Origin of the sequence: Haloferula rosea, from assembly GCF_016595525.1 — a bacterium.
GTDB classification, from domain to species: Bacteria; Verrucomicrobiota; Verrucomicrobiia; order Verrucomicrobiales; family Akkermansiaceae; genus Haloferula; species Haloferula rosea.
Genome location: NZ_JAENII010000001.1, coordinates 407970 through 429763, shown reverse-complemented (window position 1 = coordinate 429763; position 21794 = coordinate 407970). Strand labels below are relative to the sequence as shown.

The window sequence follows — 21794 nt, the reverse complement described above, 5'->3', positions numbered from 1 at the left end:
GCGAAAACGCACCACTCCATCATCCTTGGGGACTCCCATCGGGTCGATCCCCCCATCGAGTGGATCGATTCTACCGGGTCACCGCAGAGGGGAAACCTCGACCCGAAAGAAGCCCGAGTCCGATCCCTCGATCCCCACCGGCAACCGCAGCGTCTCACCCGCTTCCCCGTGCAGGCGGACCGCATTCATCGTGGTCCAGTCGGCCAGGTCATCGGAGGTCTGCAGCATGAAATTCAGGTCGAGCGAGTCGACACCAAGGGTTGCCTCAAAGACCGGGCCTTGCGGGGTATTGCCGAGTTGGGGAGCTGAACCGGCCGGATCGATTGCCACCGGACTCCGCCCGAAGGCGAACTCGAGGAAGTTGCTCCACCCATCGCCATCCGCATCCTCCTCGGGAAGGACTGCCGACGATCCATCCCAATCCGTGCGCCCGGCCCATGCCTCGTAGGTGTCCACGTCCAGCTTCCTCACGCTCATCTCGGCGATCTCCACCACATCATCCGCCCCCCAGTCGGTCTGGTTGTTCTGCGCCGCCAGATAGAGCTGATCCCAGCGTGTCGCCAGCGTACTGAGCGCGACCTGTTGCTTGAACTCCTCCGCCCCGTTTCCCGTGCTCAGATAAATGTCCGCCGTCCCCGCATCGAGGTCGATCACACTGCGAATCCGCAGAGAATCCTCCAGCTCGAACTGCCCCGCGAAGCTCTGGATCTGGGTGTAGGTCGAATCGATGAACGTGCTCAAGGCAAGCCCCCCGACGGTCTTGTTGAGCCGAATGAGGAAAAGCGGCGAGCCAGCCGCCCCATCCCGCAGCCCGAAGCCGAAAGAGGCCCCGTTGGGGTCGCCACCGCTGAGATCCGCGGCCGCGATGGTGAAGTCAAGCTCGTAGCGTCCGCTGCCGCGCCCACCGAACTCAAGCGGGCCACCGACAAGGAAATTCCCCTGCCCTTGGTTGGCCACGGTCGGGTGCTGCCGAATCTCCAGCGACCCGGCCCCGTTGGTCACAAGGTTTGGAGTAGCCCCTGAAAACGTTGCGGAACCCGCAGCCTTGGCGACCGCACCCAGCGCGGTATCGGCGGGATCCTCGAACTCGAAGTGCTCCAGCATCACGCTGTCCGCCACCACCGTCACGCCATCAAGCTCCACCTGAAGGCCGCCATCGGCATCCAGCGCATGACTGGTGGTGTAGTCGTTTTCCCCATGGCTCACCACCACCTCGTAGTCGCCCTTGAAACCCCGAAAGCCCACCTTTCCGTCGGCTCCCGTCGTGCCCGACACATCCGTGTGATAGCGGATACGGTGAAGATAGTACCACACCAGGCCGTTGAGCTTGACCACCGGACCCGGGACCCCGCCCGGGCCATCGCCGTAGTAGCACAGCGCCCGGGAATGGGCGCTCGTCGTTCCGTCCGGCAGGGGGTTGATGAAATCCCAGGCGCTGAGCCCGGTCACCTGATCGTGACTGAAATAGGTCGTCATCACCTCCTCCGTCACCCGCGCCCGGGTCGCCTCGTCGTAGGCCTGCACCAGATCCCCGCTGGTGAATGCGTAATCGTCCTTCACCTCGAACTCGGTGCCCACGATGTCCAGCCCGGGGTAGCGCGTCGCGAACTCGTCAATCCTCGCATGGACCACCGCCGGATCATACTCGTCGAGAAAGCGGAAACGACTCTGGAAGCCAATGCCGTCAAGCGGTGCGCCGTCGGTGATCAGACGGTCGATGCGTTCGAAGTAGGCATCGCGACGCGTCTGGTAGCTGGTGCTGCCGGTGACGAAGCGTGCGGAGGCAATCTGGAACTCATTGATGAAGAGCTTTGTCGAAGGACTCCGTTGATGGGTGGCGGCGAGTTGAAACCATTCGGCCATCCGGTCGTCACCGAGGATGTCCGTGAGCAGGCGGTTGCTGAGGGTTTCGTTGAGGACATCCCATTCGGAAACATTCCACTGACCGGCCCATTCCTCGATCTCCGCGTCCACGATCGCCTGCAGCGCATCTTTATCAGTCTGGGTACGTGCGCTCGTCCGGTAGGCTTCGACCGCCGCAGCCACATCATACGAGGCATGGTCCGAGGTGCCGGCATTGGTCAGGTGCTGGCCGTAGTCGACACCCGCCACCGCGCCGGGAGCGTCCATGTCCTCCACATCCCCGGTGCCGGGCCACAGCAAAAGGTGGCCGCGCACCGGCAGTTCATTCGCTGCCGCCCAATCGAAGAAGGCGGGCAGATACTCATGCTGGCTGACAATTCGCGGCTTCAGCGCATTGTTGCAGCCGAGCGCGTTGAAAAGCGCCTTCGTCAACCGCTCCCAATCCGCTGCCGTAGAGCCTGCGCCCGACAGGTTGCCAGCCGCATCAGTCTGATCCATCACCGTCACCACCCCTCCGAAATGGAAGCGGTTGCGCTTCATCCGCAGCCGCACCGCGGCTCCCGGAACCGGGTTGCCCGCTGCATCAACCACCTCGACGGAAAGATCCGCCTTTCGGTGCGCTTCGATTCTCTGGTTCGCATCATTCCGCCACCCCGGGAAGACCTGCGGCTTCACGATCGACGCAAGATCCAGCTTCTCCTGCTCGCTCAGAACAATCCCAAGATCACCCTCGATCCGCGCCACCTCGTCCGGCGTCAGGCTGGTTGAAGGATCAAGCATCGTGAGCGTGACGGAAACCGGAGAAGAAGCGCCATCCCTATCCTCCGCCCGGTAGCTGAAGCTGACCACCCCGCTGAAGTCCACCGGTGGATCGTAAACAAACCCGCCGTCGGCATTCAGCATGAGGCTCCCCAGCTCCACGTCCTCCACCAGCACCGCGCTCATTGCATCGCCGTCCGTCTCCGTGTCATTGGCCAACACCCCCGGGGCGGCCACCACCAGCGGGGTGCCGGATGCCCCACTGTAGGCATCTTCGCGCGCCATTGGAGGACGATTGCTCACCTGGGCAAGCGCACGGATTTCGGGAAGTGTCAGGGTCCCCTCATAGTAGCGGAGGTCATCGAGCGTCCCTGCAAACAGACGCTGTCCGTTCTGTTTCGCCGCGAGGGCGGAAGGCTTCGACTCCGAGGTCAGCGAACCGAGGGACTCCCCACGACTACCGACAAGTTCCCCATCGATGTAGAGCTGGGTGGTCGTGCCATCATTCTGGGCCACAAAATGATGCCACAAACCCTCGTCGAGATCGCCGCTCCAGGTGGGCGCGCCCGCAACGCTGCCGGCGAAGGAAACCTGCAATCCACCATTGCGGATCCGCATCTCATACTCGCGCTCGAACTGAAACAGGAAGCTGCGGTTGCTGGTGTTCGCAGCCGTCCGGAACCATCCCGCCACCGCCACGCCACCGGCCGGGTCCGCGACCTCATCATTGCCATCCGTCTGGGCAAAACTGCTGCCATCAAACGCGAACCCTCCCCCATCCCTGCCGCTCGTCCACCCAGTGGCATTTCCACGGATCGCAAGGTCGGCACCACCCACCGAATCGGCCACCACGCCGCCCGCCCCCTCGTCGAACGTCCAGTGATGACGAAGCGTCGCGGCTGGCAAGCCCACCCATCCGAGGCCTGCCCAGAGGCACAAAGCGAGCGCAAGAGGCCCAAATCGCGACATGGCTGGATAACTTGTTAAGAAAAAGCCGCCTACCGGGAAGGTGGGCGGCGTCGATTGCGCATGATCGTCCGGTCAACGACGACGGTGAAGAAGGCCAAGGAGACCGAGGAGGGCCAGCAGTGCGCCGGAAGGCTCCGGCACCGCCGTGTAAAGTGTGAATGAATCCGTATTCAGGAAAGTGCCCGACGTGCCCCAGGTGCCATCGGATCCGATGGTCAACTGGTTGAAGTTGTTCGCCGTAAAGGCGCCCAGATCACTTCCGGACACTCCCGTGCCCGCGAAGATGTTTCCGTTCCGCTCGTAGAAGATCGTGTCGTTGTCGAAATCGAACTCGATTGCCATCGATGAGATGTTCGACCCCGCCGAACTATCGACACCCAGATTACCGGAGAACCTGTCGGGATTCACACCAAGGTGGTGGGTCTGAAACTGGTCAGCGAGGCCATTGCCGTCGGAATCCTTGATCCGGAGCCGCAAGCCGGCAATCACGGTGTTGCTTCCATCCCGCAGGTTCAACTCGAACTGATCCTGCCCGTTCACCGCAACCGCGTGGTTGGTGAAATCGTAGCCACCCAGAACAAATTCAATGCGGAACTTCCCGGTTCCATAAGGAGTTGCATACCGGTCCTCCTGACCGTCATTTCCCGACGAGCCATTGCCTGGAAAAAACCGCGTCCAGCTTCCCGCATCACCCGAGGTCACCGCCAAACCGCTCCCATTGGTCACGAACTTGCCCCCTTGGCTATTCACATCAAAGCTGTTGCCGTTGGTTCCGGTGTTGGAGAGACCGTTGGTTCCGGTACCGCTCGCGTCATTCAGCTGGAAGTCCTCGAGCCCGGACCAGGATTCCCCCACGGCAAGTACCGAGGCGGAGACAGGTAGGGCGGTCAGGAGGGCGCAAAGGGTGGTGGGGAGGATCAATTTCATCGAATCAATGGCTAGGATCTTTCAGGTAGTCTGCCATGTCGGATCGCTTCAACAAGTAGCACACGGATTGAAGATTACCCGTAAACCCATCATTTTGCGCACTCATGGCAGCTTGGTCAGGCGGACGTAGTCGATGGCCGCGTGGTCGCCCGCCGTCCATGGGGTTGACCCTTCCACCACGAGCCTCATCTCGCTGATGCCTGCGAAGTCCGGGCTGATCGCACTCAATCCGAACGCAGGGCTGAACCCCGACGCCCCGTCCGGCTTGTAATCCACCTGCCACTGACCATTTACCAGATCCACCGTCGTCCGGACCGTCAGTCCCGTGGCACCCGACACCCCGAATCCACTGACCTGCCCTGTCGCTCCCCCGGTGCCGTTGTCGACCGCACGGATGCGCGTGTCGTCTGCAGCGGAGGTCGAATTGAAGAGCGTCTTGAGCGCCGTGCCATCCGCATCCAGCAGGGCGAACTCGAAACCGTGGCCGGATGCCGTCGACAAGGTCCACGCATCGATACGGAACTCGAGCTCATATACCCCGGCTCCTGGGTCAGCGGCGAAAGGAACACTCCGGAACCAGTCCTTGCTCACCCCGGTGGTCACACCGGCCGCACCCGGATCATCACCGATCATGAGTCTGCCCAGACCATCGGCTTCGATCTCGTCGGCGGCATTGAACTCGAACGATGACCCGACCGTCCCCGAGTTGGTCAGATCCTTGAGCCCCGTATCGGCGGCATCGGCAAACAGGAACTCCTCGAGTTTCGTCGGCGCCGGAGGTGGCGCATCGTCCACCACGGAGATCTGCAGCCGCGCATTTGCCGAGGCCCCGGCTCCATCCACGACATCGACGGTGAACCACGCCGCACCCAACTCCGCGGGAGTTCCCGAAAGGGCCCCATCGGAGCCCACAACGAGCCACGACGGTCCGTCGATCTTCGAGAAGGTCAACGCATCCCCGGGGTCCACCACGGAGGTGGAGAGACTCCCCAAATACGCCTCACCCAGGGATGCGTCGGCCAACTTGAGTGGATCAGCCACAAAAACCGGCGGCACATTGTCATCAAATGCCACCCGGAAGAAACGACGTGCGGTGGTGATCGGAAGGTCGATCGGAGAGCCCGACACGTCTTCCGCATCGACCTGCCATGGAGCGATCAGATCCTCATCGCCAAGGACCCGATAACTGACGCCCCCGCTGTCGGGCCAGGCGAGGCGGATGCCTCCGGAACCATCCGCTTCAATCGAGAGATCCGGCAGGTCCGCATCGGCCCCCACCGCCGATGGCGCCGCCAGTCCGAGCCTTCCCGTTCCGTTGGTGGTGGTTTCAGCCCGCATCGATCGCGAAAGCTGATGGACGATTCCGGCGTAGGCAGGATCCGCCGCAAGATTCCGGGTCTCGAGGGGATCATCCAGATAGTCGTAGAGATCCACACCATCCACGGAACCATCACTCCAGACCCACTCGATGTATCGGAAACGCTCGGTCCGATAGGCATAGCCGTATCGGCCGGCCGAATTGAAATGAGTGATCGCACCATCGTGCACCGACGCATCCGGATCACCCAGCAGCGGAACGAGACTCCGCCCACGAATCGGACGCCCGTCGGGCACGGCATCGTTGAGCGGTTGTTCGGGAACCGACAGCCCGGCCAGTTCGCAGAGGGTCGGATAGATGTCGATGGAGTTCACCGGAGTCGTCGTCGTGTTCGACCCCGGCACCGTCGGCGTGCGGGGATCCAGGATGATCAGGGGACATCGCGTCGACTCCTCCATCGCCGTGTGCTTTCCCCAGCGACCATGATCACCGAGATGGAAACCATGATCACCCCAAAGTACGACCACCGTCGTTTCATCAAGATTCTTCCCCGACTGGAGCGGATCAGGGGTGACCGCAAGCTTGTCGAGCAGACTACCAACAAGTTCGTCGATCATCGAAACACAGGCGTAATACCCGTGCACCAACTCCCTCGACTGGGCGTCGGTCGGAGGCCAACTGGTGTCATATGGCGAATAGCCCTGCAGCTCACTGTGGAAATCGAGCGTGTTTCCCGTGTAGGGCGAGGCTCCCGCCGGATGGGCGGTGAATGGCGCGAGCGGCATGTCGTTCCGGTCGTAGAGCGCCCAGAACTCATCCGGCGCGTAGAACCCGAGGTGGGGTTTCTTGAATCCGACCGCGAGGAAGAACGGCTTGCTTCCACCCGCCAGGGTATCGATGAGGGTAAGGCCCTCTTGCTTGATATGATGGTCACCGTAGTTCGAGAAAGGTTCGGTCGACGAGGCATCGACGGCCGGTTTCCCCGGAGGATTGTATCCTGACGCAGCCTTGACGTAGGGAATCGACCACGACAACGGATCGTCAACATTCGAGCCGTTCGGAAACTGATCGTCGGTCAGGCCTCCGCTCGTGTCTCCCACCGTTCGGGGATCGTGAAACTTGCCCGTGCAGGCCGTTTCGTAACCCTCGTTCTTGAAGTGCTGGGGCAGGGTGATCACATCCGGCAGGAAATCCGGATGCCGGATGGCCTTGAATCCCATCACCCCGGTTTCCTCCGGCATCAGCCCGGTGCTGAGCGCCGCCCGCGACGGACCACAGACCGCCCACTGGCAATGATGGTTGAGGAAGGTCATGCCTTCAGCCGCCAGACCGTCGATTCTCGGCGTGAGAGCGACCGGGTCGCCGTAGCACCCCAAAGTCGCCACCAGATCGTCGACCGCGATGAACAGAATGTTGGGGCGCTCGCTGGCATGAACTGGCGCGGAAGAGAGAATGCATGCCATCAAAGTCAGGCATCCTCCGGCGAATGGACGAGTGGGTTTAAGATTCACGGTTGCGGAAAAATGGGTTCTTGGCCAGTGGCCTGATCACACAAGAACGCCCGCGAGCGACGAACCACAAGCGCGTTTCGCACTCAAAAGCACCCGCATTCCGGTGCATTTGCGCCCTTCCGACTTGCGCTTGAGCAAAAATTTCGCCTACTAATCACCGATGAGCGCCAAGAAAAGGTCGACCTCGGGGAAGCTGCGGGACTTTGAGCCTGCAGAGGTTTCCAACCAACCGAGTATCCTCGTCGCCTTCGACTGGTTCGATCACCGGATCTACAAGGGCATCGCCCGCTTCGCCGTTCAGGCCAACTGGCACCTTTCGCCCTATTTGTTCTCGGACCGGAACGTCCCCTTCAACTGGCCCGGAGATGGTGCCATCACCTGCTACGGCCCGACCCTCGCTCCATTCATCGACTCGCTGACCATGCCCAAGGTCGATGTGAGCGTGGCGAAGATGCCGGAAACCGTCCCACGGGTGCTCAACGACAACTACCTGATCGGGCGGCTCGCCGCCGAACACTTCCTCAAGCGCGGCTTCCACCACTTCGCATTCTTCCGCTGGCCGGTGGTCGAGGTGAATCCCATCCGCCATGCATCCTATCGCGAAGCCCTCATTGAAGCAGGAGTCGACGAAGACCACCTCCATGTCATCGAGCAACCCGGCGCCAGAACCCTCCGCGATTGGGCGGCACACGAGAAAGCGATTCTCGACCAACTCGAAAAGCTCCCCCGTCCCCTTGCCGTCTTCACCGGCCAGGACAACCTCGGAGCCACACTCATCGAGGTCTGCGTCCGCAATGGCATCCACGTCCCCGAGGAAATCTCGGTGCTCGGCGTCGACAACATCGAGTTCCTCTGTGACTGCCTCGCCGTTCCCATGTCGAGCGTGGACAGCCGCCTCGAGGAACTCGGCTACCAGGCGGCACGCCAACTCCAGCGCCGCATGGACGGTGAGATCGATGACGACGAACCGCCCATGCTCATCTCACCGGGTCGGGTGGTCAATCGAAGGAGCACCGACGTTCTCGCCGTTCCGCACGCAGGCGTTGCCAAGGCACTGCGGCTGATGCGCGCCGCCTTCGGAACTCCCATGACACTCGATGACGTGTGCGAACATGTCGGCATGTCGAAACGCGGCTTGGAGAAGGCATTCCGCACCCACCTGCAGCGCTCACCCGCTGCCGAACTGCGGCGGATCCGCATCGACCACGCCAAGCGCATGCTGACCCAGACCGACATCAAGATCGAGGCCATCGCCCGCGACTGCGGCTACTGCAACAGCTCCAATCTCAGCCTCGCCTTCAAGCGTGACACCAACCTGTCTCCACGCGCCTACCGCCAGAAGTTCCGGGATCAGGAACCCGTCGGCTGAGCAGCCGCCGATTCATCCGCTTCGAGTTCAAGCTCGATCCGTTTCATCTGCGAGTCCGTCAGACGGTAAAAGAAGATCGAGATCCCCTGCACCACGATGAGCACCGCGGGGATCAGCGAGAACAGCAGGAGAATGGCGTGCTTCGAATCGTCCGTCTGCTCGACATTCGACTTGAACCCGCACCAGGCCATCAGCACCGCGGCGAACCAACCGCCCAGCGCCATGCCGAACTTCTGCGAGAACACCGCGGCAGATACGACGAGTCCCGTAATCCGGCGGTTGTGCTTCCACCGGATGAAGGCCGCCACGTCGGTGTACATCGTCCAGACCAGCGCCACCGGCGGCCCCGCCGCAAAGGACCCGATCAGATTGATCAGGTAGATCCAGCGTGGATTTTCCGGGAAGAATTCGATGCTCGTCATCTCCAGACCGAAGATGGTGTAGGCCCCCGTCTCCAACCCGGGAAGGGTGATCCTCAGCTCCGGGTCGATCCAGTAGGGCAGCGCCATACCGATACCGCCGATGATGGTCAGCCAGATGATGAGCTGACGCTTCTCGAAGAACTTGATGAGCACCCCGGTGCACATCACCCCGAGGATCATGGCCATCCATCCGCCGGATCCGAAGCTTGCCACCTCGACCTCGTTCCCCACCACATACTTGAAGTAGTAGATGTTCGATCCGTTCTTGATCGCCACTGCCATCAGGTTGATCAGACCAGCGAAAACCAGAATCAACCACGGCCGGGTTCGAAGCAGCGTTTTCAGGTCCGCTAGGATCTCAGCTCGGGAGGATGTCTTCACCTCGGGAGCCACGCGCTCGCGGGTGGACGCAAAGGTGATCAGGAAAAGCACGGTCGCAAGCGTCGCGAAGATGGCCATGGTATTGCGGAAACCGAGCACATCGTCCCCCCCACCCAATGATTCCTTCAGCGGTGGCAGGAACTGCACGATGACCCAGCCACCGAGGAACGCGAAAATGAAGCGAATCGACGAAACGCGGGCCCTTTCCGCCGAAGATGGGTGAATCACCGCCATCAGGCCCGAATAGGGGATGTTCACCGCGGTGTAGAGCATCTGCACGGCAAGATAGGTCACCGCCGCATACGCAATCTTCATGCCCGGCGAAAGATCCGGCGAATAGAACATCAGGTAGCCCGCCACCCCGAACGGCACGGCGAACCAAAGGATGTAGGGACGGAAGCTTCCCCAGCGTGTCCGCGTGCGGTCGGCCAGAATCCCCATGACCGGGTCGTTCACCGCATCCCAGATCCGGGACAACAGGAAGATCCACCCGGCAGCCACGGCCGAGATGCCGAACACGTCCGTGTAGTAAAACAGCAGGAACATGTTGAACATCTGGAAGTAGAGGTTCGATGCCAGATCACCGAGCCCGTAGCCGATGCGCTCGCCCCACCCGAGACGCCCATCCTTCCCCCCTCCACTCGCTCCACTCACACTCGTCAAAGTCCGCCCCTTTCCAACATGGGAATTCCAGCAACAATCGCCGCTCCGGCGCCATCACCCGTCGATGGGAGGATTCTCCAGTCACTGTTCAGCAGGTTCATCATGGGTCTGGGTTTTGAACGAAAGCCGGACATCCGACTCTCGCCCTCACTAGATCAAGTCCAAGCCGCCCGCTCAAGCGGCGCCTCAGGTGAAGTGCGATCACCCAACCAGTGCGGAAACGCACTCTTCCACCTCCTCAAAACCCTCCAATCCCGAACACCTGGATTTCCAACCCGCTCACTCCGCCGGCTCGCTCCCCACTAACGAAACTGCCCGATTCCGGGATTCGATCCCTCGAACAGAGCCTTCACACTCGGGCGTTCCAGCACCAGCAACGTGAACACCCCGAGGACGGTCCCGATCGGCACATTCAGACAACTGATGCACGCGATCACAAACACGAAGGTCTTCCGCCGCCGCTCGGACAGGAACTTGCCCGCGAAGAAGATGCAGATGGCGAGAGCCCATCCCAGCACCACAAAAAGCCCGCCCATCACTACGAACATCCAGCCCATCATTTTCAGTTCGGCAGCTGACGCTCCGGGGCTCGCACCGAATCCACCCGACAGCATCATCACTCCCATCGCGACATGGATGATTGGGATCGAAGCACCAAGGGCCGTAATCCCCGCGAGCACGTAGTGGCAGATCACCAGTATCTTGATGTGCTCCGCATCCTGGATCGCCTGCGGATTCGGCATCGGGGGCATGGCAGGCAGGTTCTCCATGAGCAGGAGAAAATCACGGAACCACCCCGCCATCCAGCCCCGTGTTGGTGCCCTGCATTCCCCCGGCTCCACCCCTCACTGGGACCACCCCATCCTGCAGAAATCCGAAAGCGCATCACGGACACTTGCCCCACGACCTCAAACCTCTGCAGCCAACGGGAATGGGCCAGCGCTTCCACACAGAGCGAGGAACTGCAAAACATTTAACAAAACCAAAGTATCGGGGCGAATGGCGATCCATTTCAGGGAGAACCCGCGTCCTCCAATCCGCCGAAGCGTCACGCCATCCACGAGCCACCGCATGACCAAGGATCGGCGATTGAACCCTCGAAACAAAGCAACTTCCAACAATCCGGAATAAGTCGGGCTGCGTCCGTGTATCTACCATGTCGGAGATGGGTGCGGAAACGCACCTATCCGCGACTTGAATGACACAAGGACCTAACGAATCCTCACCCGTCCCGATTTCATCTCATCCCTAGGCGCTCATGACTTCCATCCCAAGGACCTTACTGGGTTCTCTTCTTCTCTCTGGTCAACTGGCCGCCACCTCGCCCTCCTCCGCTGATCTGGCCACTCATCCCGGTGGACCCTACGTCCAATCCCTCGGATTTGGTCAGGAAGCCACCCTCGATCTTTCCATCGAGAACCAGAACCCGACGACTTCACTCGATTGGAATCTGGTGTTTCGAAACGAATCAGGTGACGCGATGCAAACCCGGGTCGACTCCCTGGACGACCACCAGCCAGAACTCCTGCAGATCATTTCTGATCGTCATGTCATCAGTGGTGGGGTGTCCGGCAATTCAATCAGCGACGGCGGCGGGGACATGTATGACGGAGGCAACCAACTCCGCTTGAACGGGGATATCCTCAACTACTCCGACGGAACGCCGGCGAATTACACCAACGCCGCCTCATCCGCGACCTACTTCACCCGCAACTACGACGGGCTCTTCATCTTTTCTGCAGACCTCGACGATGTGGACGAATTCGCGATCACCGGAAATCTCGGCGCAGATGGCTATGGATCCGTGAGCGTCGAGGAGTTCGCCATCTCCAGCGGTGGGATCTCCTACCGAGCCTTCATCAAGCGGGTGTACGGCGCCGGCGACCCCTCAATCAATCACCTTATCCTCGTGCCGGACGATCCGGCACTGGCACGAACCCATCTGAACCAGACCGCCGATGAGAATCACCGGATCGCCGGTCTCACCAACGCCTCTCAGATCCACTACCTTCTCTTCGCCAAGCCTTCCGGTGCGATCTACGACACCTCTGTCTTTCAAGCACTGGCGGAGACCTTTCTCGACCTGATCCTTCCAGGACCACCATGGTTCATCGCCAATACCCGCTCCGGCAACATCGGAGCAGGCCTCACCAGCCCCCTTCCCGCTGCGGTCTCCGCTCTTGGCCTGGCCCCGGGTGACTATGCCACGAGCTTCGCCATCGTCCCTTCCGGCACCGATCCCGCCACCCTTCCGGAAACCGCTTGGGAGTCGGTCCGGATCGAAGTGGCTCAGCCCACGTTCGAACCCACGTCGCCGGCCCCTTCCTTGGTGAGCATCGCCGGACTCAGCCCGGACCCGTTGGAGATCGAACTCCAACCGACGAGCGGGAACCCAACTCCAGGCAACTTGTCCGCATCCACGTCCGAACCTTGGCTCAGCGCCACGGTTTCGGATGCGGGATCCATCGAAGTCCGATTCTCCAGCGGCACCCTCCAACCCGGCACCCACCGTGGCACGGTCTTCATCTGGGATGAGAACAGCCGGATCTCCGTCGAGATCGATCTGACGGTCAACACCCTCAACCTGAGCAAGATCATTCCAGATCCCCTCCGCCCGAGATTCTACGCCATCAACCAGAACGGCAAGGAACAGGGAAGCATCCTCGTGATCGACCCACTGAGCCAGGAGATCATCAAGAGCATCCCGGTGGGAGACGAACCCACTGATCTGGATCTCACCGAGACCTCTGCCGAACTTCTCGTCATCAACACATCCGACCCATCGATTTCCCGGATCGATCTGACCTCTCTGGAGGTCACACAAACCCACGACCTATCCGAATTCAGCAATCGCAACGATGACTTCGGCGGGCACATCGAGGACGGTCCCGGGTCCATCGTCTACTATGTGGATGAGCAGTGGGGTCCACGCCTCCGGGTCTTCGATACCGCCACCGGAACCGTCCTCCAGACCTTTGGCTCCGTAACTGGGACCACGCCCAACACATCCAACGACTACGGCTACGGAGACATCCACGTCAGCGAGGACGGCTCACGACTCTTCGGGTGGAGGCAATACGGTGACGGTGCCGGCGCGGGTGGATCCCATGTGGTCCGCTTCGACATCGATCCGGACGGAACGCTCAGCGGATTCACCAAGAGCAACAGCGTGAACTCGTCGAACTTCGACCGGGAGCCATTCGACACCCCCATCCTCATGACCGCGGATGGCAGCGGACTGGTGATCAAGGACCGCATGGTCGACCAACTCGATCTGAACGAATTCCCCGCCATCTATCAGGAAGAGATCTACTCGATCTCCCCCGGAGCCGAGATCGTGTCAGGTGCTTCCGCCATCTACGCGGCCGGAGTGCCCGACCCGGTGTTCGAGTTTCCTGCGCCCTCAACAGTCCAGGCGGTCTCACCTGACTACTCCTACCTCCTCTACTTCGACTCCTCCACAGGCGGATTGAGGTGGTTGGACCTGATCGATACGGTCGGAGCCGAAGCCCTTGGCTTGAATATCTTCCCGGCAGATGGAGGCGCTGTCGCCCAGCCTCAGGAACTGCGCTGGATCCCCCAGACAGGCGCCCTCCAATACCGGGTCTTCATCGGCACGGACCGTGCACGGGTGGAATCCGCTGACACCTCGTCCCCCGAGTTCATCGGCACCAGCAGCCAACCCACGATCCAACTGCCCAGTGCCCTGACCTCCGGAATCACCTACTTCTGGCGGGTCGATCCCGTCTTTGCCGATGGCGCGACCGGAGCGGGTCCGGTCCGTTCGTTCTTTGTCTCCACCCTCACCCTGTCCAGCACCGGGATCGAGACGGTTACCCTGATGGGATTCAGCCAGCATCGGGAAAGCCTCGCCCTCGACGCCCCCACCCCGGTTGCGTGGTCGGTCTCTGCCGATGACCCATGGGTTTCCTTCGTGGAAACCTCAGGCACCACGCCCTCCAATCTCGTTCCCATCATCGACGCCACCCATCTGGCGCAAGGGGTTCATCGAACCCTGCTGCATCTGACCAGCGGTGGCATTTCCTTTCCCATACCGCTGGAAGTCCGGGTCTACCCCGTGAACTACACCATGGCAAAAGCCGACCTCGAGTTGGACCGGATCTATGCAATCTCCCAGGAATCCGACTCCTCTCCGGATCCTTCCTTCCTCGTGGTGTTCGATTCCAACACGGCATCCATGGTATCCGTGGTTCCCGTAGGACGCTCCGTGACGGATATCGGGATCCACTACCAGGAGAACCGCCTCTACCTGCCGAATTGGAGAACCGGGATCCTGAGAGCACTGGACCGGAGCACGCTCGAGAACGTCCAGAACTACCAGTTCAGCCCCTTCGGTGGGGTCGGCTACAGCCGTGACGACATTTACCGTGTGGCGGGTGGCACCGCAGGCCGGATTGTCTTCGAAGCCGAGGACCAGTGGGTGAACGTCAATCTCGCCGACACGTCCGATGGCTCGATTCTTGCATCCATCGGACTTCGCGAGGGTGGCGGAGCATTCGATCCCAGCGGACGCTACTACTACCATGGCGAAAACAATTCCTCCGGTGCGGACCTCACGAAATACGATATCTCCGAAGACGAGTTCACCCTACTCGCGACGCAGCGGGTCGACAGTCATAGTTACTACGGTTCCAGGACGGTCCTGTTGAGCGGCGATGGCTCCCGGGTCTATTGGAATGGAGGCATCTTCGACCGGGACTTGAACGTGCTCCAACTGCTTGACGACGAGGTGCTGTCTGCCACCCGCCATGGTGACGTGGTCTTTACCATCGGCGCTGCCTTCAACGGCCACAATGCCGCCAAACTCGCCGACCTTCCGGTTTCCACTGCCGTTCAGGCAGTCGCCCGGTCGCAGGAAGACCTCTTCCTCTTCTCGGACAACACCGTCACCACGGTCGACCTTTCCTCGATCGCCCAGCTTCCCGGACCGGGGACCACTCCTGCCATCGCGGATGGCACCACCGTGATCGGCACCGAACAGACACTTTCCTGGAGCTTGGAAGCCTTCGCCCTCAGCTACCACATCTACTTCGGGACCGACGAAGCCGCCGTCAACAGCGCCACTCCTGACAGCCCTCTCTTCCTTGGTGAATCGATATCAAACACATGGAACGGTGACCTGCCTGCTCTTGCACTCGACGGCGAATACTTCTGGCGCGTCGACCTCGTCGGGTTCAATGGAGTTCAAAAGGGAAGCACCTGGAGCTTTGACGTGGCACCCATCGACATCACGCCACGTGAAATCTCGGTTTCACATCCCGAGGGAAGCCCGATCTCGGACCAAGGGCTCGTCTTCGACGCTCCAACTCCCTTGTCGTGGAGTGCCTCTCCCTCCGTTTCATGGCTCGGCCTGAGTGCCACGAGCGGCACCTCCGGGGACAGTGTCTCCATTCGGTTCAATACCACCGGGCTGGCGGCAGGGACCTACTCGGGAACCATCGACTTCACGAGCGGCTCGGATCGGTGGAGCCTTCCGGTTTCCGTCGAGGTCATCCCCCTGAATTTCACTCTCGCGGTCGCGGATCTCGAACTGGATCGGATTTACGCCATTTCCCAGGAATCGGAAACCGGCAACCAACCAGCCCATCTGCTGGTGATCGACAGCATCACCAACACCATCACCCGGGCCATTCCGGTCGGGTTCTCCGTGACCGATCTCGCGGTTCACTATCAGGAGAACCGGATCTACGTGCCCAACTGGAGGACCGGTGTGCTCCGGGCCCTGGATCGCAACACGTTCGAGGAAGTCCAAACCTACCAATTCGAACCGTCCGGCGGCTATGGGACCTCTTCTGGTGACATCTTCAGAGTGTCGGCAGGCAGAGCCGGCCGCCTCGTCATCGAACAGGAAGACCAGTGGATCAACGTCAGTCTGATTGACACGACAGACGGCTCGATCCTTGCCACCCAGTCCGAAAGGGAAGGCGACGGCGAGTTTGATCCGACCGGTCGCTACTACTACCACGGCGATAGTAATATCTCCAATGCAAGCATCACACGCTTCGATACGGAAGCCGACGACTTCGTTCAGATCGGGGATATCAGAGTAACCGGCAGGAGCAGCTACGGATCCCGCCGGGTATTCCTGAGCGGAGATGGTTCGTACGTCTACTGGAATGGCGGAGTCATGAATCCGGAACTCGACGTGCTTCACACCCTGTCCGACGAGGTGATCTGTGCCACGCTTCACGGAGACCTCTTCTTCACCCAGAACGGGATTTACAACGGGAACAACGGGCTTCGAATCGGAGACCTTCCCACGACTTCCAGCATCCAGACGGTTGCATCGGCCCAGGACAAACTCTTCCTCTTTGAAGGTTCGGACATGATCGCAGTCGACCTGGCCGAGATCGCCTCACTCCCCCCTCGCGGCACCATCCCATCCATTCCGGACGGCGCCACGGTGATCGGCACCAACCAACAACTGGGCTGGACCATTGAACCCTTCGCGCTTTCCTATGACCTGTATTTCGGCACCGACCGCAACGCAGTTGCCAGCGCCTCCCCGGGCAGCGCTTTCCACCTTGGCAATGTGATCGGAAACCAATGGAACGAGCCCCTCTCCTTCAACCTGGATGAAGAGTATTACTGGAGACTCGATGTCAACGGTTTCAGGGGAGTTCAAACGGGCGAAGTCTGGTCCTTCGACATTGCTCCGATCGACATTGTTCCTTCCCGGCTTGAGTTCGCCTTTCCTGAAAACTCACCCATCCCCTCGCAAACCCTGCAGCTCGACGCGCCCAATCCCACGCCATGGTCTGCGAACACCGATGACACCCCTTGGCTGAGTCTTGCAGAATCATCCGGATCGACCGGATCAACCTTGGAGGTTTCCTTCGACTCGACCAATCTGGATCCAGGCAGCCACTCAGGCTTCATCACCTTCACGTCCGGGACGGATACCTGGGAGCTCCCGGTGACTCTCGACATCATCGCAATGGACGTCACCGTCATGATCGCGGATCCAGCGAGAAGAGGCGTCGTCTATGGAATCAACCATGCCGATCCGGAAACCCACTTCTCCCATCTGCTTCGCATCGACGGCACCACGGGACGTGTCACCGGCGCCATCGAGATCGGCCGCAACGCCACCGACATCGATATCGACCCGACCAGCGGACTCCTCTATGCCGCCAACCATACATTCCCGGTAGTACAAGTGGTCGACCTCGACACCTTCAGCGCCCTGCCACCCATCACGCTCGACTCGAACATCGAACAGATCGAGCTAGACGGCCGTGGCCAATTGTATGCCTCCCAGAGAGCGAGTGGGGTTGTCAGGGTATGGGACCTCAATGCTGGCACCGGCAGTTCGCTGGAAGGCAATTATTCATACGGCCAGATCGCCTTGGATGATCAGTCCGGGCACTTGTTCCACGCTCGAACCTACTACTCTCCTACGGTGACCAAGCTGAACATCGGGGTCTCGCCCAACGTTCTTGAGGCCCAATCCGGTGTTCTTTCCGGCAACCTTCAAACCTTCGAACTCAGTGCCGACGGTTCCCGGGCCATTCTCGGCCCGTATTTGCTCGACCCGGACACCAACGTGATCACTCAGCTCCAGGACCCGGCTCAATGCCTCTCTTCCGATGGCCAACTGGCAGCGGGGATCGACTCGGTTTGGTGGAGCGATAGCGGAGCGGAAGCCTTCGCCCTTCCCGTCAGCGCCAGAACCTCTGCTTTCACTGCGGATTCCAGCCACCTTGTGGTCTTCAATGCCGAAGCTTCCTCACTGCGGTCACTTCCCGTCACAGTCCTACCCGGTCCATGGCCAAGACCCGGCCAGAGTCTGGATGAAAGCCCAAGCAGCTTCTCTTGGTCACCCGTTTCAGGCGCCTCATCCTACACCCTGATCATTGACGGAGCGCCGGGAGGTCGGCGGACCTACAGCGGCGTATCTGGAACCTCGTTCACGCTGCCAACGACCCTCCCCATTGGCAGGTCCTACGAATGGCAGGTTCTGGCAAGCACGCCCGCCGGGACCGTGCCATCACCAACCTATCAATTGGACATCCGCTTTCCCGAAGGCCCTGAGATTGATGTCTCCAGCGGTCTTGCCGTGGCTTTCGTCCGGGAGTCCCTTCTCATCGGAGGTGATGACATCGCCTGGCTGCACCGGTTCGATCCCTCCAGCGGGATCAGCCGTCCGATTCAAACCTTCCGGTCCCCAAGAACGGATTATTACGATGCATTTGGCGCGAAGCTCGCGATCGACGACAGGACGGTATGGATCAGTGACTACCAGTTCAACGAGCCCGCCGACAATTCGGGAAAAGTCTTCCACTACCGCATCAATCCCCAAGGATTCTTCGCCGCAAGCAATGATGGCGACGTCCCGCAGGGGACCGGGTCCGAGCAGCTTGGTCACGGGATGGCGGTAGCCGGGGACATGCTGCTGGCAGGCACGAGAAGCAACACCACATCGACGTTCGGAAGGGTCATCGCCTACCACACCCAGCCCTCTCTCGCACAGGTCCAGGTCATTCAACCACGAGACTCCGAGCCGGGTGATCAGTTCGGAAGTGCCATCGCCATGCGTGGGAATTCAGCACTGATCGCAGCCACTGGCAGAGGCAGCCAATACAACCGACTGGCGAATGCCTACATCTTCACCCGCAACCCGGCAACGGCAGCTTGGTCCCAAAGCCAGGAGCTGAATCTGCCGAACGTCGACCGATTCGACACCGCCGCGACTTCGATCGCCTTGGGAGACAACCATCTAGCCATCAATAATGACTCCGACGACATCGTGTATGTCTACTCGAAGGGAACTTCGACGACGTGGTCATACTCCACCGCCATCGACCGCGATGACGTCCCGGGCGCGACAAGCTCCTTCGGAAGCAGCCTGGCCTGCTACGGGGACCTCCTTCTGATTGGTGACAAAGGGGCGAACCTCGGAGGGATCAGTGGCGGCGGTGTCTTCACTTTCAGAAGAATTGGAAACACCTGGAATCAGGGACCCTCCATTGTTCCGCACGATCGATCCAGATCCCAGTTCGGGTCATCCCTTGCCGTGCACGACGGTTGGCTCCTTGTGGGTGGGAGCAACAAGTCCTGGTTGTTCTCGCTCGAGGATTCGCCGAACCACACTCCCTATTTCTCCTCGACCCCCCCTTCCCAGGCCATCTCGGGTCGCCAACTCCACGCGCCGATTACCGCGGCGGATCTCGACGGCGCCGACGGACTCGTCATCGAAGCCCTCCAGCTCCCCGAGTGGCTCGAGCTGTCGGATCATGGCGGCGGATCGGCAAGCCTGCGCGGAACTCCCAACGGAGCCTCAGGCACCCACCATGACATCCAATTGCAAGTCACGGACGTTCTCGGAGCATCGTCCCTGCAAACGGTTCGGCTTGAGCTGCTTGCCGAAACCGATGTGCCTGTCATCGTGATGCAGCCCACAGGCGCCGACCTGTCCGCGGGACAGGAGGTGATCCTGCGCGGCTCAGTGGAAGGAATCGGCCCCTTCTCCTGGCAATGGCAGTTTGATGGAATCGACATACCCGGAGCCACCACCTCCACCCTGAACATCCCCGAGATCGACTCCGAGGATGCCGGGATCTACACCTTCACGGTCGGCAACATCGTCAGCACCGTCACCTCACAACCAGCACGCGTCACCGTTCGGCCGGCCGATCGCTTCGCCGGTGCGTGGCCGACCTTTGGAGGAGGCCCACGACATTCGGGTTTCCACCCGGCCACCCTTGGCCGTCACACCTTCGTCCCGGCCTGGCAGGCTCAGGGAACCGCACTGAACGGCATCATGCAGCGTCCGGCAATCGCCGACGGCAAGGTGTTCATCACGCCCCGGGTTTACTTCGGTGGCTCCCGCAACGCTCAGGCACTGGATCTCGCGTCCGGGGAAACCCTATGGTCCCACTCGTTCGATCAAGCCTTCTCCATCAATCCGCCGACATTCCACAACGGCCGCATCTACATCCAGCGTGGGAACCACAGCAGCGACACCCAACTGTGGTGCCTCGATGCCGAATCCGGAACTCCCATTTGGAGCAGCCCTCACGCCGCCCAGTGGGAGCGCTACGAAGCGCCCACTGTGACCGACGACGGCATCTGGGTGAACGGCGGATCCTACGGCGGGATGTACGGCTTCGCCCCTGATGGAACCCAAAGGTTCTTCCAGTCGCTTTCACAGGTTTCGGACTGGACTCCCGCTGTCTCAAACGGCCGGTTGTTCACCTCCCTTCGCGACGACTTCAACGAGCACAACCCGATTGACGGCACCATACTCTGGTCGCTCAAAACGGAAGCATCAGGGACATCCATCCCCATCATCAGCGGAAATCACGCAGTGGTCAGGAAAGGCAACGACCTCACCTGCATCGACCTCACCGAGCGATCCATCGTTTGGAACGTCACGCAGCCCGGCATCAGCGGCAGTCCCGCCGTGGCCCGCGGCATCGTCTACTCGATTCAGGGAAGTTCCGTGCAAACCCATGCCCTCGACACCGGCGCGCCAGGAGCCACCTACGATACCGGCAGTACGATCACCTCGGATCAGGCACTGGTTGTGAACGATCACCTCATGATCGGCAGCCAAGCGAACACCTACATCTTCGATCTGACCACCCGGGAGGCCGTCCAAACGCTCACCGGTGGAGGAGATCTTGCCTACTCCGATGGCTACCTGTGCACCCAGGGGAGCGATGGCACCATCCACGCCTACTTCGCCAATGCCGCACCTGATTTCACCGAGGCCATGCCGGCAGCTCTTGACAGCGGAGCGGCCGCAGACGACCTGACCGTGGGGCTCGCGGCCTTCGCAGCCGACCTCGACCCCGGCGACCCGCTGATGTGGAGCATCCTGTCAGTGACCCGTCCGGAGATCTTCCGGACCCTGGAGCTTCAACCTGAATCCGGCGACCTGACCGTCATCTACAACCCTTGGGAGTCGGGCTCGTCCGATGTCCTGATCTCGATCACCGACTCGGCCGGGAATGTCACCGAAACCACGATCACGTTCACCGTCCCCGAGCACCCCGATCCGGAACTTCAGATCAATGAACAACTCGTCCTCAACCGCCAGACCGGACTCTACGAACACACCATCGTCGTGACCCATACCGGTGCTCGGGAAATCGCTGGATTCGATCTTACGATTTCAGGGCTTCCTGATGGCGTCTCCATCCAGAATGCATCGAACCAGGTCGCCGGCGGAGGAAGCATCCACCATCGCCAGGCCCTCGCCGCCGGGGAATCCACCACCCTCATCCTCGAATACCATGCCCCCCTGCGAGGCACGGTCATCGACCCCGAAGTCACCGTCAACCTCGTGACCGAACCGGAGTTGGATCCCGAAGCCGAGACACCGGGCGTCGCCGTGGAGCGATGCCTGATGCTCCGGGATGGAGGTCTCCTCATCGAATTCACTTCCACCCCCGGAGCGACCTATCAGGTCCAGTATTCAGACAACGCATCCGATTGGAAGGTCTCCCCGGCCCGCATTCGCGCCGCGGGCAACCGGGTCCAATGGATCGATCGAGGCCCACCGCGCACCGACTCACCGCCTGCCGACAAATCCTCGCGTTTCTACCGCGTCCTTGAGCTTCCCTCCGAGTGATTCTCCTTCCCGA

The 21794-nt window shown here is 60.8% G+C and carries 7 protein-coding genes; 2 read left to right on the top strand and 5 right to left on the bottom strand.

Annotated features, from left to right (window positions below):
- Positions 1-78: 78 nt before the first annotated feature.
- From JIN81_RS01505 to JIN81_RS01495, 3 genes are all read right to left on the bottom strand, one after another.
- Positions 79-3591, bottom strand: coding sequence for an endo-1,4-beta-xylanase (locus tag JIN81_RS01505; RefSeq protein ID WP_200275571.1), 3513 nt, complete (start codon positions 3589-3591; stop codon positions 79-81).
- Between the two features lie 72 nt (positions 3592-3663).
- Entirely contained in the window at positions 3664-4518 is an 855-nt protein-coding gene (locus tag JIN81_RS01500; RefSeq protein ID WP_200275569.1) for a hypothetical protein, read from the bottom strand.
- 102 nt (positions 4519-4620) lie between these two features.
- Positions 4621-7299, bottom strand: a complete 2679-nt coding sequence (locus JIN81_RS01495) for a sulfatase-like hydrolase/transferase (RefSeq protein ID WP_234044372.1) — start codon at positions 7297-7299, stop codon at positions 4621-4623.
- Between the two features lie 208 nt (positions 7300-7507).
- Here JIN81_RS01495 and JIN81_RS01490 point away from each other — a divergent pair, with 208 nt between their 5' ends.
- Positions 7508-8716: a substrate-binding domain-containing protein gene (locus tag JIN81_RS01490; RefSeq protein WP_200275565.1), complete on the top strand. Its 1209-nt coding sequence runs from the start codon at positions 7508-7510 to the stop codon at positions 8714-8716.
- Here the strand turns inward: JIN81_RS01490 and JIN81_RS01485 are convergent.
- Both JIN81_RS01485 and JIN81_RS01480 read right to left on the bottom strand, forming a co-directional pair.
- Positions 8698-10173 carry an MFS transporter gene (locus tag JIN81_RS01485; RefSeq protein WP_200275563.1) on the bottom strand — a complete coding sequence of 492 codons (1476 nt, stop codon included), beginning with the start codon at positions 10171-10173 and terminating at the stop codon, positions 8698-8700. The genes JIN81_RS01490 and JIN81_RS01485 overlap by 19 nt on opposite strands.
- 311 nt (positions 10174-10484) lie before the next feature.
- On the bottom strand, positions 10485-10952 hold the full coding sequence (locus JIN81_RS01480; protein WP_200275561.1) for a hypothetical protein: 468 nt from the start codon (positions 10950-10952) through the stop codon (positions 10485-10487).
- A 488-nt stretch (positions 10953-11440) separates the two neighbouring features.
- On the opposite strand from JIN81_RS01480, the gene JIN81_RS01475 reads away from it, so the two are divergent.
- Entirely contained in the window at positions 11441-21781 is a 10341-nt protein-coding gene (locus JIN81_RS01475; RefSeq protein WP_200275559.1) for an outer membrane protein assembly factor BamB family protein, read from the top strand.
- The last annotated feature ends 13 nt before the right edge of the window (positions 21782-21794 follow it).